This window comes from Candidatus Methanoperedens nitratireducens (assembly GCF_900196725.1).
Lineage (GTDB): Archaea > Halobacteriota > Methanosarcinia > Methanosarcinales > Methanoperedenaceae > Methanoperedens > Methanoperedens nitroreducens_A.
Window position 1 is genome coordinate 1 of sequence record NZ_FZMP01000070.1, and the last position, 22,435, is coordinate 22,435.

Consider the following 22,435-nt stretch of genomic DNA (forward strand, 5'->3'; position numbering starts at 1 on the left):
CGGAACTACGACCGATCGGAAGTACTGTTGATTCAATAAGTTTATTATGGCTCTAGATTATTAATCATCCTAAATTCAATCGACAGCTAAAAAGTAATTTACTAAGAAATTGATTAAACACAACTAAATTTGTTCAAGCCTATGATATATCCAACCGGAACACCAACACAGCCCGAGGTAATCGCCGTGGCTTTATCTAAACTCAATATCAAACCCGCCGATGTATTTGTGGATATCGGCTGCGGGAGCGGCTCTGTATCGATAAGTGCTGCGCGTCTGGCGAAACGGGTGTATGCTATCGATAGCAGGGACGAGGCTGTTCGCGCAGCAACAGAAAACATAAAGGAATGCGGTCTGACCAACGTACAGGTTCTAAAGGGCGAAGCCACACAACTGCTTCCAGATCTGGAAGTTGACTGCGCATTTGTTGGGGGGAGTAAAAATTTAGAGCAAGTCCTTGAAATACTGGCGGAAAAAGTCCCGAGATTTGTAGTCAGCGCGGTAAGGATGGAAACAGTTTTTTCCGCGCTTGAGATAATGAAAAAGAACAATGTGTTCAAAGAACTGTTACAGATACAATTATCAAGAGGGAACGAGCTTGCAGGAGGCACTATGCTAAAACCTGAAAACCCTGTTTTCCTGCTCGTGGGTGGTGGCTCATGCTGATCGGGGTAGGTCTTGGTCCCGGCAGTCCCGACCTCCTGACCCTGGCTGCAATAAAAGCCCTGAAAAACAGCAGGAAAGTGTTTGTCCCGGGAAAATTAGCGGCTGAACTTGTGGCGCCTTATGCAAAAGCTGAGATTCTGGATTTTCCCATGATACAGGATAAAACAGAACTCTTAAAGATGTGGGAGAACAACGCCAATAAAGTAGCAAATGAAGCAGGGAAAGGTACCGTCTCTTTTGCTGTTATCGGTGACCCTAACTTCTTTTCTACGTTCTCACACTTGCGGCGGACTATCAAAGAGAAATACCCGGATATCGAGATCACCACAATTCCAGGCGTGAGCGCCATAACAGCCCAGGCAGCCAGGACCGATACAAGTATCGAAGGCTCGTTTACCGTTAGCGACGGCTCACCTGTGCGGACAAAAATAATCCTGAAAACAAAGCATCCAGAAAATACCAGGGAAAAATTAACCGCAGAAGGATTCGATGAGTTCATCTATGCAGAGCGCCTGTTCATGGAAAACGAAAAGGTAACACATGAAATCCCGCAGAACGGCGATTATTTCAGCATTTTGGTAGCAAAGAAAAGCAAAAAGGCAGCAGAAAAAAAAGTCGTATATTTTGTGGGCGCAGGTCCCGGCAATCCTAAATATATCACAGTAAAGGGGCGCGAACTCCTTGAATCGGCAGACCTCGTAATGTACACGGGTTCGCTGATCAACCTGGAGATATTAGATTATACGCAGGGGAAAAAAATCGACAGCCACGGAATGAAGCTTGAAGATATTATAGACATGCTGGCAAAAAACGTGGAAGCAGGAAAGACAGTTGTAAGGCTGCACAGCGGCGACCCTTCATTGTACGGGGCGATCATCGAGCAAATAGATGGGCTGAAAAAATGCGGAATAAACATAGAGATTATACCTGGCGTGACTTCACTTTTCGCAGCAGCCGCTGCGCTTCGGACCCAGCTTACGTTAAACGGGATAACAGAGACATTGATAATCACGAGACCCGCCGGAGAGACGCTTGAAAAAGATTCTATCCATGAACTCTCACGGCATAGTGCCACGATGGCGATATATCTTGGCACACACAAACTGCGGGAAATAATGAGAAAAGTGGCTTATCCGAAAGATACTCCCGCTGCCGTTGTGTACCATGCTTCATGGGATGATGAGAAAGTTATTCTGGGCACTGTTGGTGATATTGCCGACAGAGCAGAGGCTCTGGGAATTGATAAGTCTGCAATGATAATTATAGGTAATGTGCTTTCACCGGAGAACTACAAGAGGTCGCATTTGTATGGGTGAACTCGCAATTATCACTTTTCCACGCAGTCTGGTCATCGCTGAAAAGATACAGAAATTCCTCGGCGGAGAGATCATCCCTTACTCGAAAGATGCTTTCAAACTGGCTTTTGAGTATGATTCGATAATAGCCATAATGGCAACGGGGATAGCTGTCAGGAACATCGCCCCTCTTATACATGATAAATGGGAAGACCCTGCTGTCGTTGTCATTGATTGCGGGATGAATTTTGCCATACCCATACTTGGCGGGCACCATGGGGGAAATGAACTGGCAAAAAAACTGGCAGGCATTGGGATGGCTCCTGTAATAACAACCGCTACCGAAGCAAACGGAAAAGTATCGGTTGAGAGTATTGCACAAGCCCTCGGAAGCAGGATAGCCAACAGGGAATCAACGAAAAAAGTGAATACTGCATTGCTGGATATGGATATTGAAATCCTGTGCATAAAAGGTCCGAAAATCGTTCTTGTGGACGATGATGTGAGCGTGTTGAAAAGATACGGGCTTGTGGTGGGTATCGGCGCAAACCGCGGTGTCAGCCAGAATGAAGTCATGGAGGCGGTAAGGAGCGGACTGGCTGAAATCAATGCCTGCATCGACGACGTAAAATACTTTGCATCGGCGATGATCAAGGAAAACGAGCAGGGTATCATCGATGCGGCAGCCTCGTTCGGGAAAGAATTGAAGTTCGTATCCCATGAACTCATTAATTCAATAAAGGCTCCAACACATTCGAAGGCGAAAGTCCTCGGATTGAACGGGGTATGCGAACCCGCAGCTCTTGCGCTCTCAGAAGAAAAGAAACTGCTGCTTAAAAAGAGGATATACGGGAATGTCACGATCGCTGTCGCAAGGTAAACTGTACATAGTTGGCATAGGTCCGGGTGCTGTCGAATATCTCACGAAGAAAGCTGAGAAGGCGCTGCTTGGGTCTGAATACGTCGTCGGTAACGGTACGTATCTTGACCAGATGGCTGAAGTAATTAAAGGTGCAAAGATCATAAGAAGCGGAATGGGTGGCGAGGTTGAACGCGCGAGGAAGGCAGTCGAACTATCAAGAGAGCATGTTGTTTCGATAATCAGCGGCGGGGATGCCAATGTATATGGAATGGCAGGGCTGGTGCTTGAGGTAGCAGAGAAGGAAGGCGATGTAGAGGTGGAGATAATCCCTGGCGTTACGGCGCTCAGCGCTGCCGCTTCGCTCCTCGGGGCGCCTGTGGTTTCCGACTTTGCTGTAATCAGCCTGAGTGACCTCCTGACGCCGACAGATGTGATAGAGCGCAGGCTGAACAGCGCAGCTGAGGCGGACTTTGTAATTGCCATATATAACCCGAAAAGCAGGAACCGCAGGCAGAATTTCGGGAAAGCGGTAGAGATCATACGAAAATACAGGAGCGACGATACTCCTGTAGGAATTGTGAAAAATGCAACGCGGGAAGGGGAGACTGTTATTACTACCACTCTTGGGAAAATCATGGACTATAATGAAACTATAGATATGAGCACTCTTGTGCTCATCGGGAACAGCGAGTCAAGGCTGTGGGGCAACAGGATAATAACGCCGCGGGGATACCAGAGGAAATATGAGTATTGATTTTGGTGCGCGTACCAGGGAAGCAAGGGAGATCAATGAAAAAAGCCGGGCGATGGTACGCAAGATTGTAAAAGGCGATACTCCTGAGGACAGGATAAGGCAGCGCTGCGTGATAGCAACCGGCGACCCTGCGTTTGCCGACCTGATGAGGTTCAACAACGAGCCGATAAAAGCAGGGATTGAGGCAATCAAAAGAGGCGCGGTTATATTTACGGACATAAGAATGGCGCAGGTGGGGATAACGAAGCGCGGGCACAACTGCGATGTGAGATGTGTGCTTGATGCAGGAGGCGAAATTGCAGAGAATACCGGTGCAACGAGAACATCGGCAGGCTTCATGGCGCTGGAAAAGGAGCTTGAGGGCGCGATAATCGTTATCGGAAATGCGCCCTCGGCTGCACTGATAGTATGCGGGATGATCGAGGGGGGATTAAGACCGGCGCTGCTTGTGGCTACGCCCGTGGGTTTTGTGAACGCGGCTGAATCAAAAGAGCGTGTGAGGGCGCTGGATGTGCCGTCCATTACATGCGTGGGGACAAGAGGAGGGACGCCGGTGGCGGTGGCGGTGGTGAATGAGCTGGTTGAGATGGCGGTAGAATAAACGGTGATACCTTCAGTAACTTTTTATAATATTCAAATAATTAGTTTATTAAAGTAGAACAGTGCATAATACTATGATTTATGCTAATTTCATTATGGAGGAAGTAGAGATTTCATGAAAAAAAAGTCAGAATCCATCTACGAAAAAAGCCTCGAACGCCTAAAATCTGTAGTTCTTGATACTTTAAGGGGAGAAGATGTTATGATAATCCTTTTTGGTTCAAGAGCAAGGGGAGACTTCGACAGGCGATCGGATATAGACATCGGGATAGTACCTAAGAAAAAATATGACAAAAAAAAATTAATTCTTTTAAAAGAAAAACTTGAGGATATGAATATTCCATATAAAATAGACTTGGTGGATATTTCTAAGGTTTCAGAGGTTTTCAGAGATAAAGTACTGAAAGAAGGGAAGATATGGAAAAGCTGACAATAGTAGCAGAAGATACAAAAAAGGCATTGGGAACTTTAAAAGAAATAATAAATACTCCCTATTCCGTAATAGTCCGGGATGCGACCATACAGAGGTTTGAATACAGCTTTGAGATATTCTGGAAATTTGTAAAAGAATATTTGAGAGTTAAAGAAGGGATAATATGCAACTCTCCAAAATCATGCTTCAGGGAAGCTTTTAATGTGAAATTACTCACAGAGGAAGAGACTGTAACTGCCCTTGAGATGACGGATGACAGGAACCTGATATCTCATACATACCATGAAGAGGTAGCGGAAGAAATATACCGGAAAATTAAGGGATATTCTAAACTTATGGAGAAGGTATATCGGAACCTGATTGAAACTTGAGAATAGCACTCAAATTTTTGTTGATATTAATCTGTGAGTCTTCTCCCTTGAAAATCACTTAAACAGCCCTCTTAACTCCCACAGCAGCTTCGGATTCTTCTTGAACAAAGCAAGCAAAAAAGCCGGCAGCGCCATCTTACTGACATCCACTCCATCAAGTGAATGTGCAAGCTGGTTTAACTGCTCATCCGAGAATTTAATGAGCAGGTTTTTGACCTGCAGGGATTTACTTATCTCTTTTCCGATGGTAGCGCGCCATTTATCCTCGTATTCTTTTAAGGTCTTAACTGAATAATCCCCTTTTTCTTTTGCTTTTAAGCAAACCTCCCCTGCCATCTGCCCTGCGTCCATGGCATTAGTAATGCCTCCGCCGGTCAGGGGATCAGACTGCCTTGCGGCATCGCCTACAAGTATCAGCCCATCGCTCACTGTCCGTTTGATCGGTCCGCTCACCGGAACGCCGCCGACCACGATTTCAACTATCTTGGCCTGCGGCATATATGTATCCACGAACCTATGGATCAGTGATATTGCCCTCACGTCACCTGATTTGCTTCCAAGGATACCGATTCCAACGTTCGCCGTATGCTCCCCTTTCGGGAACACCCACACGTATCCGCCAGGGGCGTAATTACTTCCAAGATAGAACTTGCTGTAATCTCCAGGGTCGATGTTTGAAACCAGGAACTGCGCGCAGGTCTCGATATCAACGGGTTTTAATGCAGTATTTATTCCTCCCCACCTTCCCACTTTCGATTCGACACCGTCTGCCCCGATGACTATGTCAGCCCTGATGTCACGGGTTTCACCCATGTACATAGCCTTTATTCCTGCAATTTTCCCATTTGATCTTAATAGCTCAGTGGCTCTTGTTTTTACCATGACCTCGGCGCCTGCCATGGCAGCCTGCTGCGCCAGGGCACGGTCAAAGACTTTTCGCTCAAGAGTGTAACCGGCTTTCGGGTTGGACGCATCCTCGGACATTTTGACCTGTGTCCCATCGGGGGCGATTAATACGGAGCCTTTTACCTCGGCTGCTATCCATCTTTTATCAGGTGCGATATGCTTTTTCAGGGCATCCCTTCCGACACCTTCGGCGCACCTCACAGGGTCGCCTATCTCCTGCCTTTTCTCGATCAGCAGGACATCAAGCCCCCCTTGAGCGCATGTTTTCGCGGTTATCGAACCGCCGGGTCCGGCTCCAACGACGATAACATCGTATCTGTCATTCATCTAACAACCACCAGCGCGCCCACGGGGCAAATCTTTGCACAAATTCCGCAACCGGTGCAGTTTTTATCGACCTCTATCCAGGTCTCGACAAGTTCAAGCGCACCCTCAGGACAGACGCCGACACACGCACCACAGTATCCGCATTTATAACGATTTACATTAACGCTCATAAATCTTTATCTGGTAATGCAGTTAGCACATATAAATATTATGAAGGTCTTCTAACTTTCAAAAAGCAGGTCATGCAATGGGCCCGCTGCGATTTGAACGCAGGACCTCTCGGTTATCAGCCGAGCGCTCCACCTGGCTAAGCTACGGGCCCGGAATTATCGCCAATATAACGGCATGTGATTTAAATCTTGTCTTTAAACCGCAGGAGCTTTTGGCTTCTACATCTTCCTGTAGATGAGCCCAAGTGCAAGACCTGCCATAAATCCCCCGATATGCGCCCAGTATGCCGGCAATTGCGCCGCTTGCCCCCACGCTGGGTATCCGGGAGGCAGGATATACGGCTATCTGGGCAAATGCCGCAGCCAGACCGGATAACAGGTAAAAAAAGTGAACAGAGATAGAGAGTTCGAAGAAAAAGACTATTTACAAATTAATCGATACCTTTATCATAATCTATGCACTATGCAGCACATGCTTTCGGGCCGGTAGCTCAGGGGTAGATCGCTCCCTTGGCATGGGAGAGGCCTCGGGTTCAAATCCCGACCGGTCCATTTTTGTTAATAGATAGAAATATATATTTATCGACCTTCAGCCTTATATTCATAGACGGCATTATCGGCAGGCTATTATTCACCTGTACTGAGGAGGTGATTAACGATGTGGAGAAATGTTCTATTTGATGAAGGGCGCAATATCGCGAAAAGGGCGGAGAGAGCCCAGGAAGCAGGGGATCATGGTCTTGCAAGAGAACTCTACCTCAGGGCTATTACAAAGTTCAGGGAAGCGTCCGAGATAAGCCAGGATTTCAAAGAGATCGGTGTTCTCAGGAGCCTTGTAAGTTATTATACTGACCGCGTGGGCGCCCTTGAAAATGAAACCGGCTATGATAATGTTCGGGGTTCCCGGCTGGCTTTGAAACCTCCTGAGAAAGTGACGCCTGCTTCTGATGAAAAAGAACTGCTCAGGGGAAGCGGGGTTTCGGAGCAGGTTTTTAAGACCGTGCTCTCTATTGCGATCGAAATAAGCCGCGAGGGCAGGGAGGGACATGCCATAGGCACAGCCTTTCTTATCGGCGATGCGGCAAATGTCATGGCTAAATCCAGGCAGCTCGTATTGAACCCCTTTGAGGGTCACAGCAGGGGGAATAGGATGATCACCGATTCCGAAACCCGTGATGACATCAAAGAGTTCGCGCAACTGGATGGTGTTTTCGTAATAGCTGCCGATGGTGCGGTCGAGGCTGCAGGCAGGTATATTACCATAGATACGGGAATAATAAAGTTACAGAGAGGGCTGGGGACAAGGCATTCTTCTGTTGCAGCCATTACTTCGGCGACACACGCACTTGGGATAGTGGTTTCCCAGAGCGGCGGGATTATCAGGATATTTAAGGACGGGATGATAGTTTTCACGCTCAAACCCTGATATTCGAAACATTCATGTCCCTTATTGACCTTTGGGAGTAACAAAATTTATTTAAAAATATACAGGGCGCTAAAAAATGGTAGACATCCGGCCTTTTAAGGCAACGATACTCAAACCTGGACTTGCAATAGATAAGCTTGTCTGCCCGGTCTATGACACCATAGATGCCGCTCAATACCAGAGGTTCGCCTCGGAAAAAAATAACATCATCCATGTGACAGCGAGAAGAAAGGACACGGACAGGGACGAGTTCATAGAGCATGCTAAAAAGAATCTTGACCGATTTATAGATTCAGAAGTACTTGTTGAAAGGGAGAGACCGGCATTTTACATTTACGGTATTATGTACACGTTGCAGCCGGAAGTTCTCGCCGAGCTTCCTGAAAAGGACAGGAGAAGCCGGTATTTTGCCTTCGGGCTTGTAACTCTGGCAAAGGTCGAAGATCTCGGGAAAGGGAACATCGCCGGGCATGAGAACATATTTGAGATAAATACCAGGGAGCGCTACAGGTTGATGAAAGCCTGCATGATGAACTTCTCGCCAATCGCAGCAGAATACAGCATGCTTGACCATGCATTGAACAACCTCTTTGAAGAATACCTGGAGTTTCGGCGCCCGGATTTCGTGCCCAACCCCGAGAAGCCGCCGCTGGTGGACGTTACTCTTAACGGCAGCAGGCATTTATTGTGGGAGGTCACTGACAGGACTGTTGTCGATAAGATCACGAAAATCGTTTCAGGGCTGAAGCTTCTCATACTCGACGGGCATCACAGATACACCGCCTCGAACATGATGCGGGAAAAAGACGGCATTGAATATACTATGATGATGCTGATGGAGGGAGAAGACAGGGCTCTCTTGCTGCTCCCCTGGCATCGGGCTGTGAGGAATTTTAGCCGTGAGAATCTTGCCCGGAAGATAGACGAGAAATTTAAAATCGTATGGCAAAGCGATAAAAACAGTGAGGAGTTCTATTCACAGCTGAGACATCGCGGCAGTGAGTTCGATGTAAGGCTCGGGATGTACGACGGGGAAAAGTTCAGCGTCCTGAAGGCTGATGAGAAATCGGTGCTTGAACTCTCAAAAAAGCGCGGCGAGGTAGCAGGGCTTGACCTTATAGTCCTGCACGACTGGCTTATCAATCCGTTGATCAGGGGAAGACCTGAGGAGGATGTATCGTTCAATGCAAGCCCGGCTGAGGCTGTGGCGCGCGTCGATAGCAAGGAGTTCGATGTGGCTTTTCTGTTGAATAAAATATCTATCAAGGACGTTGAGAGAAAAGCGTTCGTTGAGCGGCGGAATTTTCCCCAGAAGTCCACGCTTTTCCTGCCGAAAGTGGCGGAGGGGATTGTGATGAGGAGGATAGAGTAAGAGCTAAGGTCAGGCTCTTAAGTGCCACTACCGCACTCCATACAGTGCCTCGATTCTGCTAATACCCTCTTACTTAAGTCATACAACCAGCCCGTGCACCCTCAGCATATGTAACTCCTGGAAGGCTTTGTCGGCAGGGAGGCTGGCATCGCACCAGGCGCATCTAATCAGTCCCTTATATGATCCATTATAGGTCGTTTTTCTCTTGTCCTGCATAGTACAAACCTCATTCACCGGTATCCTGACACAAAAGAATAAGTGCTCAAGATTTATCAGCATGGGAACCATTAGTAAAAATGAGGCTATAGCCATTGAAAACTCCAGAAAAATCAAGGGAAATATATGACCGATACCAAAAAGTTAAAAATAAATATTGAGCCGCCCCATAAAACCATAGAGCTTATGCTACCTTCCCGGGCAGGAGAGCTTGAGGCGCTCCTCACGCTCCTGTACCTGAGCCTTTTGGAGATACTCCTGCAGCGGTTATCTGCCATCCGCATCCGCTCTATGGCGGCTCGATGCACACCAAGGTAGTGGTCACAGCTTCCCATGCGTTCCTCGATCTCGGCATGCCTTCCCTGCGCTTTAACTTCCGCGGAGTGGGGAGGAGCAGCGGAAAATACGATGAAGGCAGGAGAGCAGGACGATGTCAGGGCGGCTATAAATTACATGGCAGGGAAGTACAGGAAGCTTGATAAGCTCATACCCGTCGAAAAGGCAGAAGAGATTTATTCAGGGCTCCCTGAACCGAAGGAGCTTGTTAAGATCGAAGGCGCAGACCACTTTTTTACGGGAAAGCTGAATGAACTGGCTGGGGCGGTGCGCGGTTTGACTGAGGAATATTTAATTGCTTAGTGTATTCCTTCAAGTTCCAGCAGTCTCTTTTTTACGTCCACTCCCCCTGAGTATCCACCAACACCGTTCTTAGCCACGACCCTGTGGCAGGGAACAACTATCGGGATGGGATTGCTTGCAAGCGCCCTTCCAACCGCGCGATACGCTTTGCTACCTATCCTTTCTGCAAGCCCGGAATACGTGATCGTTTCACCATATTTGATTCTTCTTAACTCGTCCAGCACTTTTTGCGTGAAAAGTGAAAGCCCTGATATATCCACATCGCATGAGAATTCTTTTTTTTCACCACTGAAATACTGCTCAAGTTCAAAGGTGGCATCGAATGTTCTCTTCTCTTTTAGACTATTTTTGCTTTTGATGAACCTGATAGAACTCAGCCTGGTTTTATATGTTAATTTCACATAACAATCAAGAGGCTGCGCAAAGATTATGTCGGTATTGCCGGTCATTGTTTAACAATAATCCGCAACTGTAATAAAACCCGATGGCTTCAACCAAAACATTTATCAGATTTGGTAACAAATCTAATACAGATGTCACAATTTTATAGCATTATCACAGAAATGCTGGCGCACCAGCAGATGTCGATAAGCAGGATTGCGAGAGAATTGAAAAAAAGCGGTTATGACCAGCACAGGCTGATACTTACGGGCTATCTTCGTGCGCTGTATGACACAGGACTCCTCGAGGAAATGGACATCCCTCCCTCAAAAGTATATACCCTGAAAGCAGGTCTGAAAAAAGATATATACGGTATCGTAAAAGAGCACCTGGAAGACATCGATGCCTCGGAGCGGCTGGAAGTCGGTGTCTATATCCTCACATCCCTTTTCCACAGACCATGCTTCAAATACGAGCTTGAGCTTCTCGGGATAGAAGCTCAAAAGACAAGGAACGTAAAGGAGTCCAGGGACTCACGACTCAAAGAGCACAGGGCTGCAGTAACGCGGATTAGGATACCGCAAGATGACCCGGCATTTGAGCTCAGCGGGGATGCCAGCAACGTGCTTGCACGGGGAAATGAGGTGCTGATAGAGATTATTAATCAACTGATCGACCTTGACGGGTTAAAGGCGAAGTACCAGCAGACTAAACTTGCCTGAATTTAAGCGTCTGCTGAATTTTTTCTTTTTCCAATGGCATTTACAGGCAAGACATTATAAAATATTTATATATGAAAGTTATTTAAAGATGGATTTATTATTATACTCATAATGATGTAAATGCGCCCTTATAACATATCATGAACCGGGGATGTGATATAATAGCAGAAACACGTATACTGGTCGTCGAAGATGAATGTATTGTTGCAGAAGATATCAGAAGAACGTTGCAGAATATGGGATATTATGTCCCGGCAACGGCATCATCCGGGGAAGAGGCGATCAAAAAGTAGAGGATATTGGTCCGGATTTAGTGCTGATGGATATTGTACTGCAGGGTAAAATGGACGGAGTTGAGACTGCTAGGCAGATATCCTCTAGTTTTAACACTCCTGTTATATATCTTACCGCCCATTCAGACAAAGCAACACTTGAGAAAGCGAAAATAACAGAGCCGTTCGGGTATATTATTAAACCATTCAGAGAAAAAGAACTGAAAATGGCTATTGAAATAGCTCTTTTCAAACATGAGGCTGAAAATAAATTAAAAGAGAGCAAGGAGTGGCTTTCTACAATACTGGGAAGCATCAGCGATGCGGTGATTGCCACAGACCCTGAAGGCTATGTGAAATTCATGAACGCTGTTGCCCAATATCTGACGGGATGGAGGATAGAGGAAGCCAAGGGATTGCCTCTTAGAAAAATAGTCAATATTATAAGCGAAAAAGCTTGTGAACTTCCTGTAGATCTCATTGATGATGTGAGCGGCGAAGGAGCTGTTAAGAACTATCAAACTGTACTATCTTCCAGGGAAGAAAAGAAAATACCCATTGAAATCAGTAGCGCGCCAATCAAAGATGGTAAAGGGAATACCATCGGTACAGTTATGGTCTTTAAGGATATCACGGAGCGCAAAAGGGCTGAAGAAGCGCTACGTGAGAGCGAGAAATGTTACCAAACACTGGCAGAATTATCCCCTGTCGGAGTACTCCATAACGATGCGCAAGGTCGTTGCATATACGTCAATGACCAGTTATGCGAGATTACAGGTTTGACCCCCGAACAGTTGTATGGGCTTACATGGTTGAAAGCATTACATCCGGAAGATCGTGACCGTGTGCTCGATGAGTGGAGCGATGCCCAACAGAAAAAAATACCTTTTCACTCGGAATATCGTTTCCAGCGTCCAGATGGTGTAGCAACCTGGGTAATCGGGCAGGCGGTTGCAGAGATGGGCAATGGCGGAGAAATCCTCGGCTACGTCGGGACTGTTACCGACATCACAGAGCGCAAGAGAGCTGAAGAGGAAATCCAGAGAAGAGCTCAAATCCAGGCTTCGTTCAATAAATTGCTCAGGATTTCTTTAGAAAATATTTCACTTGAGGAAATACTGGAAAAGGTTATCGATCATCTGACTTCTATTCCCTGGCTTGCACTGGAATCCGTAGGAGGCATCTGGATGACAGATGATGACTCGGATGTGCTGGTATTGAAAGCACAACGGGGATTGCCGGAGTCACTGCAGACCGTATGCGCCCGCGTTCCGTTTAGCAGGTGTATTTGTGGTCGGGCAGCATCATCCGGCAAAATAGAGTTTGTTAATAGTATAGACGAACATCATGAGAATATATACCAGGGGATAACTCCTCATGGTCATTACTGTATCCCGCTTGTATCTTCAGGCAGAGTAATCGGGATAATCAACCTGTACCTTAAAGAGGGACATTGCCGGGATGAAAAGGAAGAGGATTTCCTCCATGCGATAGCCGATGTGCTTGTAGGAATGATTCAGCGCAAGCAGGTAGAGGAGGCTCTAAAATACTCAAGTGAATTCTCCAGTACAGTACTTGACAGCATGAATGATGCCCTCTGCATAATCGATGCTAATGATCTCAGTATAGTGGGAGCTAACAGTGTTTTCTTAAGAGAATTAGGGCTGAGTGAAGAATATGTTATTGGTAGAACCTGTTATGAGACAACTCATCACAGACCGAATCCATGTAAACCCCCGAATGATATCTGTCCTCTACTTGAGACCGTAAAAACAGGAAAGCACTCAGTAGTAGAGCATTTGCATTACGGAAGGGACGGTAAAAAGATATATGTAGAGGTCTCTACGTCGCCTATACTGGATGAAAAGGGAAGGATAACACGGGTCGTTCATGTATCCAGGGACATTACCGAACGCAAGCTGGCGGAAGAGCGTCTTAAACAGATAAATATCGAGCTTAAAAAAGCCGATAAACTTAAAACACAATTTTTAAGCATAGTTTCCCATGAGCTGAGGACGCCTATTACGCCCATGAACGCGCAGCTTCAAATTATACTTGCAGGATTCTTCGGGGAGATTACTGAGAAGCAAAAGATGAGCCTTGATATGATACTGCGGAACACAAGAAGGCTTGACCGGCTGATAGGCGATGTTCTGGACATTTCCAAACTTGAATCCGGGGTGATGAAATTTAACATGACTAAAGCCAGCCTGAACGAAATAGTGGAGAATGCGGTTGAGACCATGAAAATACAAGCCTGGGACAAGAGCCAGAAACTTACACTCAAAGATGATAAGATTCCCGAAGTGACCGTTGATAAGGACAGGATCACCCAGGTCGTCGTGAACCTGCTGAACAATGCGATCAAGTTTACCGATGCGGGTGGTATGATAGAGGTAGAGTTATCAGGCAACGCCGACCACGCGCGTGTGGTTGTCAGGGATAATGGAATCGGGATAAAAAAAGAGGACCAGGTGAGATTATTTACGCCGTTCCAGCAGGTGGATTCGAGCGAATCAAGAAAATATGAAGGATCCGGACTTGGACTTGCAATCTGCAAAAAAATAATCACATACCACGGTGGAAGTATCGGAATAGATAGTAAGCCCGGGAAAGGCTCAACGTTCTATTTTACGATTCCGTATAATTATCAAATCAAAGAAGAAGAGAAGGTGGACTCAAGTTTGTTTGAGAAAATAATGCTAAATGAGGCGTAGAATATGGGAAAGATAATGATTGTGGATGACAACAGGGATATTGCTGAGACTCTAAGAACCATAATGGAGATAGAGAAACATGAGACTGAGTTAGCATCTAACGGCGAGGAATTCCTGAGCAAGGTCGAGAATGTGAACCCTGACCTTGTACTGCTCGATGTGATGATGCCGGGGCTGAAGACGAAAGATATTCTGACAAAGCTGAAGGAGAAAAATCTGGAAAAGCTGAAAATAATGCTTGTTACGGTCGTTCGGTTCTCGGAAGAAGAAAGAAAATTCCTGATGGAACAGTTCAAGATCAGGGATTATGTTACAAAACCTTTCGATGTGCCTGAGCTTGTGAACAGGGTGAGGAATGCGCTTATTTCGTAGGTCGCCATGGTCGGGAACACTGCCATAAAACCGAACACGGGTGAGGGTTATGAAGTGGTCGCTGTAAATTACTGGAAATCCGCGAACAATGAGTTTAAAAGGATAATGCTGGATTTCTGGAACACTCTGTTGTTAATCCACGATTCGCTGGAGTTCAAGGAAATCGTCGGTTTCCTTAACAAAATACCTTATCCCGGGAAAATAATGTATATCTCACTGACAAAAACCAATGATGCTATAAAACCCCATTTTAAAAATCTGAAATCGAAAATCTTTGTTATTGACTGTGTTTCCAGCATGATATTTGAAAAAAAAGGAACTCAGGATTGTCTGTTTGAACAGGCTCCATCGAACCTGAAAGAAATGCTAGAATTGATTGAGAAAGATCTAAAAAATATCAAACCTGATATCATCATACTGGATTCCTTATCACAATTTATCGATTTCTCATCAATATCTACCCTGAAGGGGAGGGAATTGTATGATTTTTTAGATTATCTGAAAAGCAGGTACTCCAGAACTCCTCACAAATTCATTCTCCTGTATGATAATATCCTCTCAAAAGAACTGGCAAATCTACCTACGACGGGTGTGGACGTAATTTTGAAATATGAAGTAATAATGGGCAGGGTTGACTGGAAGGACGACGTATAATCCCTGCTGCTGAATAGTGAATCAAATGAACAAAATAAATCATGCTTTAAAGGTTCTGATAACCATTGTATCAGTATTCCTTATAGGGTATTTCCTTGAATCGTACAGACTGATTTCACCTCAAGTCGGTGACTTTTTTGAAATTTCAACCGAGCTGTTACCATTTGTCCTGTCTTTTTCGATTTTTGTGTTGACCTGGCATGCGTATACCACCAGGAATATGGATAACAATTCTCTTTTCCTGGGAGCAAGCTTGCTTATTATCGGGATTTTTGACATGTATCATATGCTTTCGTATCCCTTCATGCCTGACTTCATCACACCCAACTCCCCGCAAAAAGCAGCCGTTTTCTGGAATGCGGCGCGGCTGATTTCCACTCTGTTGTTCCTTGCAAGCGTATTTATCTATAAAGATTCGTTCCCTCACTGGATCAACAAATCCGTCCTGTTAGTCTCTGTAAATGTTTTCAATGTGGTTTTGCTGAACATAATGCTGCTGTACTCTGACCACCTGCCTAAAATGTATTATCCCGATGGCAGCTTCTCTGCCATATGGATTTCCCTTATAGCTTTAACTTCAATAATTATTCTGTATGCAAGCTACCTGTACTCAAGAAGATTCCGGGATACCGGTCAGAAGAGTAACATTTGTTTGATATACGGTTTCATTATTATAGCTTTTAGTAATCTGGTTTACTTCTATTATGATTATTCAGCACACTTACTTCTTGCCGCAGGTTATTTCTTCATTTACCTTGCCCTGTTCAAGTCATCTGTAGAGCAGCCTTATGAAAAACAGGTCGTGACAGAGAAAGAACTTCGGTGTGAGACTGAGGAAAAGTACCGCAGTTTATTTGAGAATGCATCAGATGCTGTCATAATGGTAGATATTAAGGATAATGTTACCTCCTGGAATATAAGTGCAGAGCGAATGTTCGGATGGACCGCAGAGGAAGCTATCGGGAAAAAGAATACACAACTGATAGTACCCGGAGACCTCGTACAGGATAAAGACCTGTTTAGTTATCAGGCAAAATCTGGTAAATCCGTAAGCGGAATAGAGACAGTACGAATCCGAAAGGATGGTACCAGATTAGAAGTAAGTCTGACCATCTCACCTATACGCGATGCAAATCAGAATGTTATCGGTTTTTCAAGTATAATCAGGGACGTATCAGAGCGAAAGCGAACAGAGAACCAGATCAAGCAATCCCTTAAAGAAAAAGAAATACTCCTGCGCGAGATCCATCACAGGGTTAAAAACAATATGCAGATCATCTCAAGTCTTCTCAGGCTCCAGTCAGGATACGTCAAGGAAGAAAAGTACCTTGAAATGTTCAAGGAGAGCCAGAATAGAATAATATCTATGTCCCTTATCCATGAGAAGATCTATCAGTCGGATGATTTTTCAAGAGTTGATTTTAAGGATTATACCGCTGATATGGTAGATAGGTTATTCCAGGCATATGGGTTTGATGACAGGAGAGTTGTACTGGATATCGATGCCGAAGATGCCCTGCTTGATATCGATTCTGCCATCCCGTGCGGATTGATAATCAACGAGCTTGTTACTAATTCTTTAAAACATGCATTTCCTGACGGCAGGGCAGGAGAAATTAAAATCGCCCTTCACAGGACCGACGATACTGAAATCGAGCTTATAGTCGGCGATAACGGCATCGGTTTTCCTGAGGACGTGGATTTTAGAAAAACAGAATCGCTGGGTTTGCAACTGGTTACTCTACTGGTAAATACCCAGCTTGAAGGTGAGATTAAGCTGAACCGAAGTCAAGGAACTGAATTTCAAATTAAGTTTAAAGGAGCGAAATAATGGTAGAAATAAAAATAATGATAGTTGAAGATGAAAGTATTGTTGCAGAGGATATACGAAGAACTCTGATAAAACTGGGATATGCCGTTCCTGCGGTCGCATCTTCAGGTGAAGTGGCTATTAAGAAAGCAGGGGAGCATGTCCCGGATCTGATCCTTATGGATATTATGCTGAAAGGCGGGATGGACGGGATAGAGACTGCAAAACAAATACGATCCAGATTCAATATTCCTGTTGTATTTCTCACGGCTTATTCGGATGAGAAGATACTGGAGAGGGCAAAATTAACGGAACCGTTCGGGTATATTATAAAACCGTTCAAGGAGCGGGAATTAAAGATGAACATCGAGGTAGCCCTTTATAAGAACAAAATGGAGATACAGTTAAAAGAAAGCAAGGAGTTCTATGAAAGTGTACTGGAAGGCATTGTTAACGGCGTCTGGGTAACAGATAAAAAAGATGTGATATGCTATGCAAATAAAGGTGCGATGACGTTCATGGGAAAAAACATCCCTCAAGTTATCGGTGCGGTAGTTTTAAAAGATCTCCCGGAAATCTTCGTGCCATATTATTTGAAAGCGAAGGACAGCCGGCAGCCTTTCTATTACCAGGGTGTTCCATTTGGTATGTCGGACGGGAACCAGAGGTATCACTCGGGATGGTTAATACCCCGGATTAAAAACGGAAGTTTCGAGGGCATGATATGTACAATCGAGAGCATACCTAAGTACGATACGCCAGGCGTTTAGGTTGGAAAGACTATATACGACATAAATACTAACCTACAAATGGGTTTTTAATATGGAGTGCCTTGAAACCATTAAAGGAAGACGGTCGATAAGGAGGTTTAAAGATACCCCTGTAGAAAAGGAAACGATTGAAGAACTGCTTAGCGCCGCGCAGATGGCGCCCTCGGCAGGCAACCTCCAGGCGCGGGATTTTGTAGTCGTCATGGACAAAATCACAAAACAAAAACTGGCAAAAGCTGCGCTTGACCAGTCGTTCATCGACCAGGCTCCTGTCGCTATCGTTGCCATCGCGAATATCGAGCGCTCATTCCGCATATACAGGTCGCGGGGAGAACTTTATGCAATCCAGGACGCAACAGCGGCAATTATGAACCTTCTTCTTGCAGCTCATTCAAAGGGGCTTGCGACATGCTGGGTGGGAGCTTTTGATGAATACGCTGTCAGCGAGCTTCTGGGGCTGCCGCAGCGGGCGACGCCTGTGGCTATAATCCCGGTCGGGTACTCGGATGAAAAACCTGCGGCGACGCCAAGGATGGGGTTGGAAAAAGTAGTTCACTGGGAGACGTGGTGATTGTTGCAATATATCCGAGATCATTCACGGTCTTTGCGATATCTTGCGGCGTCACTATTGCCGGATCATACTCCACGACTGTCATCCTTTCACTCAAAGTTATTTTATTTGTTAATCAGATGCTTTATTTGATTTTGACAGAAATCCTCTTTCTCGTTACAGGTATTAATTTTTTCCACTCAATAGTGCAGTCATTTTCTATCTTAAATTCCTCGGTTGTCGAATTGGGTGAGTTCCCATTAACCTCATAAATATAAAGTCCTTTTTCGCCGTCGATCGCCATAACAAACTCTCTGTCGCCAACAGTTTTTAATTCTACTCCGGATACTTTTCTCAGGGCTTCCAGAATACTGGCGCCTCTGTGAAGCTTGATCTCGTATGAATCGGCAAGTTCATCAAGCGTATTATACACATTTTTCATTTTACTACCAAGGACATGCGTTTTACCAAACTTTCTTATTTCAATTAAACCAGATTTTTCCAGAAGTTTTGAATGTTTAGCCACTACAGGAACTGAGAGATTCAATTCTCTTGCAAGACCGGTGATATGCATTTCTCTCTTAGCCAGTATCCTCAGCATCTTCAGCCGCGTAGTACTGCTGAGTGCTTTAAAAACATCGTTATCCATATGGATAACAACTATTGCTTGAAAGATTAAATATTTTATCTCTTGAGCGTTTATCCAGCTTAATAGAGGAATTATAATGACGGAAATGAGCAATGAATATGGGTATGAATATAGATACGAATTGGATTATGTAATGCTCGCAAGGCTTGCTGTAATTTTCCTGGCGGTCGCCCTTGCGATTTATATAATAGGATTTGCAAACTTTGAAAGCTTCCCGGCACTGCATGAGGGTTTCCATGACCTACGCCACGCAGCAGGCTTCCCCTGCCATTAAAAGCTCGCTGGATTTTTTATCAATCCTGAAAGCAGGGATTGTAACAGGTATAGTTGCAGGCACATCCCTGGGAGGACTTCTACTTTTATTTCTAACACCAATCATATTGGAAGCAGAGACGTATGAAGTCCAGATACCTGATTCTCATCCATTAATTCCAAGGAATGTTGTTCATTTCTGGACTTTTGCTGGAGCAATAATGCTTGGAATTCTCTACTCTATAATATTTACATTCGTGTACACTCTGGTTCAATACAGAATTCCTGTAAAAAACGCTCAATTTAAAGGTCTCATACTGGCTTTAAACGGTTTCCTGGTGGCAGTGCTCGTTCCTTCTCTCTATCTGCCGCCTAACCCGCCTGGCATAGAGACCTCGCTGTCTGTGATGACAAGGCAGAGCATCTTTTTCGCAATAATCATCGCAGGGATTCTTGCTTCTATAGTCTTCTGGATGATCTATTCACGTGTATCCCGAAGATATAGTCCCATATCAGGACTTTTGATAGGAGCTTTTGCTTTTGTTGTCATAATAATTACTGTATTCTTATTGTCTCCCTCTAATTCCAACATACCTTCAGTCCCTTCGGATCTGCTATGGAAATACAGGGTTGAAAATCTTGGAGCCATGTTTGCTTTCTGGGCAATTATGGGAGTTATGGTAAATAGCATGCTGGATCATTTCGGACCGCACGTTAGATCAGTGCTCCATCTCTAATACAAGGGCTCCTACGTAGTTGCAGTGCCTGCATTGATACTGATAGCCAGTCTTAAGACCCAGGTAATATGATATTTCGGTGGAGCCGCAGACAGGACAGACCAGGATACGCTTTCCCCTGGGCACCTTTTTTTCCTCAAGCATCTCCTTTTCAAGAGCATCGAAATCATCTTCAGTCAAATCATCTTCAGTCATATGTATCACTTATTAATTTCAGACTATAAAAATCAACAGGAGATACAGCTATTTACAGTTATTGCTGCATACTCCTGCTGTTACATTATTTTAATGAGCCCGCGCAGCCATAGGCACGGTGTACATCCACAGGGCTATTGCACCAAACAGTACTATCAGTGCTACATACGGCAGCACCGATGACCTTGAGCTTGGGTTATTAAGTGATATCCTGTGCGCTGTATATATAGCACCAATAACGCCAAGTACTGTGAGTATATATTGAATAACCTGTATCGTGGGCATGTTCAAGATAGATAGATTCCCGGTTATATTTACTCCGATAAGCGATGCTGAGGTGTATATCACAGAAAGCCCTTCTCCAAGGAAATGTTTTGAATTATGGGCAAGATGTATACCGAGTCCCAGGGGGATGAAAGAATAGCCAAAGCGAATGAAGTTAGAACGCAGTGTTTCTCCAAGACCTATGGTAGATGGATAACTTATCTCTGCGGTCTGGTCTGGTATCATATCAGGCTTTAGCGTATCTCCTGAGATTATGCTTGACACAAAGCTTGCAGCCAGCATCAACAAAAGAGGTATGAGCATAGCTCCTGCAAATATCAATGTCCATGCTGTAGTGAAATCTGTGATGCCTGTAGTATTCTCAAACCAGGTCATGAAAGGCTCCCAGACCTCAAGCATGATAACGGTCTGGCTCACTACAATCCCTATTAAAGCAACTGCAAGGAAGGACTCCTCAAAACGCGGCTTCTTTATAAACCAGAGTTCACTGGTAGGTGGCCTTGGAGTTATCCTGATAGCATCATGAGGACATGTTTTGATGCAGTTTGAGCAGAAATTGCAGAAACGATTGGAATCCATCGTCCTCGGGTACTCGAACATTGAGCAGCCTCCTACTTTCCCATCTCCTTTATAGCAGGAAGGGGTCTTGCAGGTTTTGCATATATCTTTATCTGTCCGGAGTTCCAGGGCTGAGCTCATGGAATAATTGCTTGACAGTCCCCCAAGGAAACACAGATAGCGGCACCATGCCCGTCTCTCAAATACTGCACCCATGAGAACTACACCTGTGAATACAAACAGCAGTAGATAGCCCGTATTTCTGGGAGACTCAACAAGTCCTGTGGTTACATCGATCCATGTTATAATGAGGAAAGCTATTATTATTATCCAGACTCCATAGTTCTGAAGTAGTTTTGGTACCTTTTTATGCATACCAACTTTTTTTTGCACCTCATCGCTTACTCTGGAGAGAGGACACACCGAACACCACAGCCTGCCGAACAGCAGGAAAAGGATAGGCAAAATGGGCCAGAGGAATATCCATACCATGACAGAGCCGAAATTATACGATGCTTCAATCCCTCCAAATAAAAGCTGAACTACGATTATCCCGAATATGAGCATGGTTGGCAGTACGAATATCAGAGGATACCAGCGGCTTTTAAGGATATTTTTTAGCGATGCATAATCCAGGAAATTGATTTTCCTCAGTTTTTCCGTGTTTGAAGCGAAATACCCCAGAACGCCAATTATGCCAAGTAACAATGCTATAATGTACCAGTTCACATCTCCCTTCGCGGCATGTGCATCACCGGTATCACCCTCAGGATGCTGATCATCCATATTCATGCTGTTGTGGTCATCTGCTTCCATATCCTGCGATGCTGCTGCGCTGGCAGGAAACGCGAGTGCAGCAGACAGCAGTGCTATGCATAAAACAACTAACGTTTTTGTTCTCATTATCGTTTTTCTCCGTTTTCTCCAATTCCTCAACCGCTGACCATATATATTCGGTTTGTGCTTTAAAATAAGATGAAAAAATCTCACTTAACCCGGATGTTTTAAAGCGTAAGTTATTTAACTTTACATCACTTGTAAAGTCAAAATTATAAGGTTGTACAAATCTCACTTAGTGAAAATGTATTAACACCGACTATGAATGTCAGGGTATGCTCTGAGGCTTGCATCAATATTCTTCTGGATAACCCATTCACGTTTATCCCGGAAATATAATCACATATCAGGACTTTCAAATAAAACGCTATATTAGACCCAACACAATCTTGTGCTACTGTACGCTGGGAAGCGTGAACTTCAAAAACTAATAGAAGAACCTGTTGCCTTATTCAGGCATCTTCATCGGGCTTTTCACGCCCAGATACTTCTCAGGGGCTATGTCAAATTCTTTTTTGCACTTGACCGAGCAGAAGTAATACTTCTGTCCGTTATATTCCGATGTATGCTCTGATGTCCTGTCAATATGCATCCAGCAAACCACGTCAATTGGCATAGTTTATAATTGTCTGATGTT

General features: G+C 44.8%; 30 protein-coding genes and 2 tRNA genes. 22 read left to right on the forward strand and 10 right to left on the reverse strand.

Features of this window, described 5'->3' with window-relative positions:
- Positions 1–141: 141 nt before the first annotated feature.
- The 7 genes from cbiT (at position 142) to MNV_RS05520 (ending at position 4,981) form a co-directional block, all read left to right on the forward strand.
- A complete protein-coding gene (gene cbiT / locus MNV_RS05490; protein ID WP_096204354.1) occupies positions 142–666 on the forward strand; it encodes a precorrin-6Y C5,15-methyltransferase (decarboxylating) subunit CbiT in 525 nt (174 codons plus the stop codon).
- Positions 660–1,982: a cobalt-factor II C(20)-methyltransferase gene (locus MNV_RS20990; RefSeq protein ID WP_306453626.1), complete on the forward strand. Its 1,323-nt coding sequence runs from the start codon at positions 660–662 to the stop codon at positions 1,980–1,982. The genes cbiT and MNV_RS20990 overlap by 7 nt, the downstream gene beginning before the upstream one ends.
- The gene (gene cbiG / locus MNV_RS05500; RefSeq protein WP_179293818.1) at positions 1,975–2,841 is read left to right on the forward strand and encodes a cobalt-precorrin 5A hydrolase; all 867 of its coding nucleotides are present in this window, start codon (positions 1,975–1,977) and stop codon (positions 2,839–2,841) included. Before MNV_RS20990 ends, cbiG begins: the two co-directional genes overlap by 8 nt.
- Positions 2,816–3,577, forward strand: coding sequence for a precorrin-3B C(17)-methyltransferase (gene cobJ / locus MNV_RS05505; protein ID WP_096204356.1), 762 nt, complete (start codon positions 2,816–2,818; stop codon positions 3,575–3,577). Before cbiG ends, cobJ begins: the two co-directional genes overlap by 26 nt.
- Entirely contained in the window at positions 3,567–4,178 is a 612-nt protein-coding gene (locus MNV_RS05510) for a precorrin-8X methylmutase (RefSeq protein ID WP_096204357.1), read from the forward strand. Before cobJ ends, MNV_RS05510 begins: the two co-directional genes overlap by 11 nt.
- 114 nt (positions 4,179–4,292) lie before the next feature.
- Complete coding sequence (gene mntA, locus MNV_RS05515; RefSeq protein ID WP_096204358.1) at positions 4,293–4,607, forward strand: type VII toxin-antitoxin system MntA family adenylyltransferase antitoxin; 315 nt, start codon at positions 4,293–4,295, stop codon at positions 4,605–4,607.
- Positions 4,595–4,981 (forward strand): HI0074 family nucleotidyltransferase substrate-binding subunit, encoded by a 387-nt coding sequence (locus MNV_RS05520; protein WP_096204359.1) that lies wholly within the window; start codon positions 4,595–4,597, stop codon positions 4,979–4,981. Before mntA ends, MNV_RS05520 begins: the two co-directional genes overlap by 13 nt.
- 54 nt (positions 4,982–5,035) lie before the next feature.
- Here the strand turns inward: MNV_RS05520 and MNV_RS05525 are convergent, their stop codons facing one another.
- The 4 genes from MNV_RS05525 to MNV_RS21180 form a co-directional block, all read right to left on the reverse strand.
- Positions 5,036–6,214, reverse strand: a complete 1,179-nt coding sequence (locus MNV_RS05525) for an NAD(P)/FAD-dependent oxidoreductase (protein ID WP_096204360.1) — start codon at positions 6,212–6,214, stop codon at positions 5,036–5,038.
- On the reverse strand, positions 6,211–6,384 hold the full coding sequence (locus tag MNV_RS05530) for a 4Fe-4S binding protein (protein ID WP_096204361.1): 174 nt from the start codon (positions 6,382–6,384) through the stop codon (positions 6,211–6,213). Before MNV_RS05530 ends, MNV_RS05525 begins: the two co-directional genes overlap by 4 nt.
- Before the next feature lie 78 nt (positions 6,385–6,462).
- Positions 6,463–6,536, reverse strand: a tRNA-Ile gene (locus MNV_RS05535).
- The gene (locus MNV_RS21180) at positions 6,527–6,808 is read right to left on the reverse strand and encodes a rhomboid family intramembrane serine protease (RefSeq protein WP_096204362.1); all 282 of its coding nucleotides are present in this window, start codon (positions 6,806–6,808) and stop codon (positions 6,527–6,529) included. The genes MNV_RS05535 and MNV_RS21180 overlap by 10 nt, the downstream gene beginning before the upstream one ends.
- 56 nt (positions 6,809–6,864) lie before the next feature.
- Here MNV_RS21180 and MNV_RS05545 point away from each other — a divergent pair.
- From MNV_RS05545 to MNV_RS05555, 3 genes are all read left to right on the forward strand, one after another.
- Positions 6,865–6,936: transfer RNA gene (locus MNV_RS05545), tRNA-Ala, on the forward strand.
- A 106-nt stretch (positions 6,937–7,042) separates the two neighbouring features.
- Positions 7,043–7,810, forward strand: coding sequence for a DNA integrity scanning protein DisA nucleotide-binding domain protein (locus MNV_RS05550; protein ID WP_096204363.1), 768 nt, complete (start codon positions 7,043–7,045; stop codon positions 7,808–7,810).
- Between the two features lie 76 nt (positions 7,811–7,886).
- Positions 7,887–9,182, forward strand: coding sequence for a DUF1015 family protein (locus MNV_RS05555; RefSeq protein WP_096204364.1), 1,296 nt, complete (start codon positions 7,887–7,889; stop codon positions 9,180–9,182).
- Positions 9,183–9,260: 78 nt separating this feature from the next.
- On the opposite strand, the gene MNV_RS19390 is transcribed toward MNV_RS05555, so the two are convergent.
- Positions 9,261–9,398, reverse strand: a complete 138-nt coding sequence (locus tag MNV_RS19390) for a hypothetical protein (protein WP_179293819.1) — start codon at positions 9,396–9,398, stop codon at positions 9,261–9,263.
- A 126-nt stretch (positions 9,399–9,524) separates the two neighbouring features.
- Here MNV_RS19390 and MNV_RS05565 point away from each other — a divergent pair, with 126 nt between their 5' ends.
- From MNV_RS05565 to MNV_RS05570, 3 genes are read left to right on the forward strand one after another with little or no spacing between them, the layout of a single operon-like run.
- Positions 9,525–9,716, forward strand: a complete 192-nt coding sequence (locus MNV_RS05565) for a hypothetical protein (RefSeq protein ID WP_096204366.1) — start codon at positions 9,525–9,527, stop codon at positions 9,714–9,716.
- Positions 9,701–9,877 carry a hypothetical protein gene (locus tag MNV_RS19395; RefSeq protein ID WP_179293820.1) on the forward strand — a complete coding sequence of 59 codons (177 nt, stop codon included), beginning with the start codon at positions 9,701–9,703 and terminating at the stop codon, positions 9,875–9,877. Before MNV_RS05565 ends, MNV_RS19395 begins: the two co-directional genes overlap by 16 nt.
- Complete coding sequence (locus MNV_RS05570) at positions 9,807–10,037, forward strand: hypothetical protein (RefSeq protein ID WP_143311653.1); 231 nt, start codon at positions 9,807–9,809, stop codon at positions 10,035–10,037. The genes MNV_RS19395 and MNV_RS05570 overlap by 71 nt, the downstream gene beginning before the upstream one ends.
- On the opposite strand, the gene MNV_RS05575 is transcribed toward MNV_RS05570, so the two are convergent.
- Positions 10,034–10,486 (reverse strand): methylated-DNA--[protein]-cysteine S-methyltransferase, encoded by a 453-nt coding sequence (locus MNV_RS05575; RefSeq protein ID WP_096204368.1) that lies wholly within the window; start codon positions 10,484–10,486, stop codon positions 10,034–10,036. The two genes, MNV_RS05570 and MNV_RS05575, sit on opposite strands and share 4 nt — an antisense overlap.
- Positions 10,487–10,570: 84 nt before the next feature.
- Between MNV_RS05575 and MNV_RS05580 the strand changes: the two genes are divergently transcribed.
- The 7 genes from MNV_RS05580 (at position 10,571) to MNV_RS05625 (ending at position 18,306) form a co-directional block, all read left to right on the forward strand.
- Positions 10,571–11,140, forward strand: a complete 570-nt coding sequence (locus MNV_RS05580; RefSeq protein WP_143311654.1) for a hypothetical protein — start codon at positions 10,571–10,573, stop codon at positions 11,138–11,140.
- 196 nt (positions 11,141–11,336) lie between these two features.
- Complete coding sequence (locus tag MNV_RS19400; protein ID WP_179293821.1) at positions 11,337–14,129, forward strand: PAS domain S-box protein; 2,793 nt, start codon at positions 11,337–11,339, stop codon at positions 14,127–14,129.
- Between the two features lie 3 nt (positions 14,130–14,132).
- The gene (locus tag MNV_RS05605; RefSeq protein WP_096204370.1) at positions 14,133–14,501 is read left to right on the forward strand and encodes a response regulator transcription factor; all 369 of its coding nucleotides are present in this window, start codon (positions 14,133–14,135) and stop codon (positions 14,499–14,501) included.
- A 6-nt stretch (positions 14,502–14,507) separates the two neighbouring features.
- Entirely contained in the window at positions 14,508–15,155 is a 648-nt protein-coding gene (locus MNV_RS05610) for a P-loop NTPase family protein (RefSeq protein ID WP_096204371.1), read from the forward strand.
- Between the two features lie 25 nt (positions 15,156–15,180).
- Positions 15,181–16,986 carry an MASE3 domain-containing protein gene (locus tag MNV_RS05615; protein ID WP_096204372.1) on the forward strand — a complete coding sequence of 602 codons (1,806 nt, stop codon included), beginning with the start codon at positions 15,181–15,183 and terminating at the stop codon, positions 16,984–16,986.
- Complete coding sequence (locus MNV_RS20995; protein WP_096204373.1) at positions 16,986–17,735, forward strand: response regulator; 750 nt, start codon at positions 16,986–16,988, stop codon at positions 17,733–17,735. The genes MNV_RS05615 and MNV_RS20995 overlap by 1 nt, the downstream gene beginning before the upstream one ends.
- Positions 17,736–17,787: 52 nt before the next feature.
- Positions 17,788–18,306, forward strand: a complete 519-nt coding sequence (locus tag MNV_RS05625; RefSeq protein WP_096204374.1) for a nitroreductase family protein — start codon at positions 17,788–17,790, stop codon at positions 18,304–18,306.
- Positions 18,307–18,430: 124 nt separating this feature from the next.
- Here the strand turns inward: MNV_RS05625 and MNV_RS05630 are convergent, their stop codons facing one another.
- Positions 18,431–18,934, reverse strand: a complete 504-nt coding sequence (locus tag MNV_RS05630; RefSeq protein WP_096204375.1) for an ArsR family transcriptional regulator — start codon at positions 18,932–18,934, stop codon at positions 18,431–18,433.
- A 76-nt stretch (positions 18,935–19,010) separates the two neighbouring features.
- Here MNV_RS05630 and MNV_RS05635 point away from each other — a divergent pair, with 76 nt between their 5' ends.
- Both MNV_RS05635 and MNV_RS05640 read left to right on the forward strand, forming a co-directional pair.
- Positions 19,011–19,208, forward strand: coding sequence for a CbtB domain-containing protein (locus MNV_RS05635; protein ID WP_218837914.1), 198 nt, complete (start codon positions 19,011–19,013; stop codon positions 19,206–19,208).
- Complete coding sequence (locus tag MNV_RS05640; protein ID WP_179293822.1) at positions 19,171–19,923, forward strand: CbtA family protein; 753 nt, start codon at positions 19,171–19,173, stop codon at positions 19,921–19,923. Before MNV_RS05635 ends, MNV_RS05640 begins: the two co-directional genes overlap by 38 nt.
- On the opposite strand, the gene MNV_RS05645 is transcribed toward MNV_RS05640, so the two are convergent.
- From MNV_RS05645 to MNV_RS05655, 3 genes are all read right to left on the reverse strand, one after another.
- Entirely contained in the window at positions 19,906–20,118 is a 213-nt protein-coding gene (locus tag MNV_RS05645) for a transposase (RefSeq protein WP_096204377.1), read from the reverse strand. The genes MNV_RS05640 and MNV_RS05645 overlap by 18 nt on opposite strands.
- 90 nt (positions 20,119–20,208) lie before the next feature.
- Positions 20,209–21,864 carry a 4Fe-4S binding protein gene (locus MNV_RS05650; RefSeq protein ID WP_096204378.1) on the reverse strand — a complete coding sequence of 552 codons (1,656 nt, stop codon included), beginning with the start codon at positions 21,862–21,864 and terminating at the stop codon, positions 20,209–20,211.
- A gap of 382 nt (positions 21,865–22,246) precedes the next feature.
- Positions 22,247–22,414: a YHS domain-containing protein gene (locus tag MNV_RS05655; RefSeq protein ID WP_096204379.1), complete on the reverse strand. Its 168-nt coding sequence runs from the start codon at positions 22,412–22,414 to the stop codon at positions 22,247–22,249.
- Between the last annotated feature and the right edge of the window lie 21 nt (positions 22,415–22,435).

What these genes read in the sequence shown, in the direction of transcription:
- MNV_RS19395 (WP_179293820.1), top strand. Translation starts at nt 9,701, where the DNA reads ATGCACACCAAGGTAGTGGTCACAGCTTCCCATGCGTTCCTCGATCTC.
- MNV_RS05610 (WP_096204371.1), top strand. Translation starts at nt 14,508, where the DNA reads ATGGTCGGGAACACTGCCATAAAACCGAACACGGGTGAGGGTTATGAA.
- MNV_RS05555 (WP_096204364.1), top strand. Translation starts at nt 7,887, where the DNA reads ATGGTAGACATCCGGCCTTTTAAGGCAACGATACTCAAACCTGGACTT.
- MNV_RS20995 (WP_096204373.1), top strand. Translation starts at nt 16,986, where the DNA reads ATGGTAGAAATAAAAATAATGATAGTTGAAGATGAAAGTATTGTTGCA.
- MNV_RS05510 (WP_096204357.1), top strand. Translation starts at nt 3,567, where the DNA reads ATGAGTATTGATTTTGGTGCGCGTACCAGGGAAGCAAGGGAGATCAAT.
- MNV_RS05565 (WP_096204366.1), top strand. Translation starts at nt 9,525, where the DNA reads ATGACCGATACCAAAAAGTTAAAAATAAATATTGAGCCGCCCCATAAA.
- MNV_RS05580 (WP_143311654.1), top strand. Translation starts at nt 10,571, where the DNA reads ATGTCACAATTTTATAGCATTATCACAGAAATGCTGGCGCACCAGCAG.
- MNV_RS05630 (WP_096204375.1), bottom strand. Translation starts at nt 18,934, where the DNA reads ATGGATAACGATGTTTTTAAAGCACTCAGCAGTACTACGCGGCTGAAG.
- MNV_RS05550 (WP_096204363.1), top strand. Translation starts at nt 7,043, where the DNA reads ATGTGGAGAAATGTTCTATTTGATGAAGGGCGCAATATCGCGAAAAGG.
- cobJ (WP_096204356.1), top strand. Translation starts at nt 2,816, where the DNA reads ATGTCACGATCGCTGTCGCAAGGTAAACTGTACATAGTTGGCATAGGT.
- MNV_RS05520 (WP_096204359.1), top strand. Translation starts at nt 4,595, where the DNA reads ATGGAAAAGCTGACAATAGTAGCAGAAGATACAAAAAAGGCATTGGGA.
- MNV_RS05640 (WP_179293822.1), top strand. Translation starts at nt 19,171, where the DNA reads ATGACCTACGCCACGCAGCAGGCTTCCCCTGCCATTAAAAGCTCGCTG.
- MNV_RS05650 (WP_096204378.1), bottom strand. Translation starts at nt 21,864, where the DNA reads ATGAGAACAAAAACGTTAGTTGTTTTATGCATAGCACTGCTGTCTGCT.
- mntA (WP_096204358.1), top strand. Translation starts at nt 4,293, where the DNA reads ATGAAAAAAAAGTCAGAATCCATCTACGAAAAAAGCCTCGAACGCCTA.
- MNV_RS19400 (WP_179293821.1), top strand. Translation starts at nt 11,337, where the DNA reads ATGTATTGTTGCAGAAGATATCAGAAGAACGTTGCAGAATATGGGATA.
- MNV_RS20990 (WP_306453626.1), top strand. Translation starts at nt 660, where the DNA reads ATGCTGATCGGGGTAGGTCTTGGTCCCGGCAGTCCCGACCTCCTGACC.
- MNV_RS05635 (WP_218837914.1), top strand. Translation starts at nt 19,011, where the DNA reads ATGACGGAAATGAGCAATGAATATGGGTATGAATATAGATACGAATTG.
- cbiT (WP_096204354.1), top strand. Translation starts at nt 142, where the DNA reads ATGATATATCCAACCGGAACACCAACACAGCCCGAGGTAATCGCCGTG.
- MNV_RS05655 (WP_096204379.1), bottom strand. Translation starts at nt 22,414, where the DNA reads ATGCCAATTGACGTGGTTTGCTGGATGCATATTGACAGGACATCAGAG.
- MNV_RS05645 (WP_096204377.1), bottom strand. Translation starts at nt 20,118, where the DNA reads ATGACTGAAGATGATTTGACTGAAGATGATTTCGATGCTCTTGAAAAG.
- MNV_RS05530 (WP_096204361.1), bottom strand. Translation starts at nt 6,384, where the DNA reads ATGAGCGTTAATGTAAATCGTTATAAATGCGGATACTGTGGTGCGTGT.
- MNV_RS19390 (WP_179293819.1), bottom strand. Translation starts at nt 9,398, where the DNA reads ATGCAGGACAAGAGAAAAACGACCTATAATGGATCATATAAGGGACTG.
- MNV_RS05605 (WP_096204370.1), top strand. Translation starts at nt 14,133, where the DNA reads ATGGGAAAGATAATGATTGTGGATGACAACAGGGATATTGCTGAGACT.
- MNV_RS05615 (WP_096204372.1), top strand. Translation starts at nt 15,181, where the DNA reads ATGAACAAAATAAATCATGCTTTAAAGGTTCTGATAACCATTGTATCA.
- cbiG (WP_179293818.1), top strand. Translation starts at nt 1,975, where the DNA reads ATGGGTGAACTCGCAATTATCACTTTTCCACGCAGTCTGGTCATCGCT.
- MNV_RS05525 (WP_096204360.1), bottom strand. Translation starts at nt 6,214, where the DNA reads ATGAATGACAGATACGATGTTATCGTCGTTGGAGCCGGACCCGGCGGT.
- MNV_RS05625 (WP_096204374.1), top strand. Translation starts at nt 17,788, where the DNA reads ATGGAGTGCCTTGAAACCATTAAAGGAAGACGGTCGATAAGGAGGTTT.
- MNV_RS05570 (WP_143311653.1), top strand. Translation starts at nt 9,807, where the DNA reads ATGAAGGCAGGAGAGCAGGACGATGTCAGGGCGGCTATAAATTACATG.
- MNV_RS05575 (WP_096204368.1), bottom strand. Translation starts at nt 10,486, where the DNA reads ATGACCGGCAATACCGACATAATCTTTGCGCAGCCTCTTGATTGTTAT.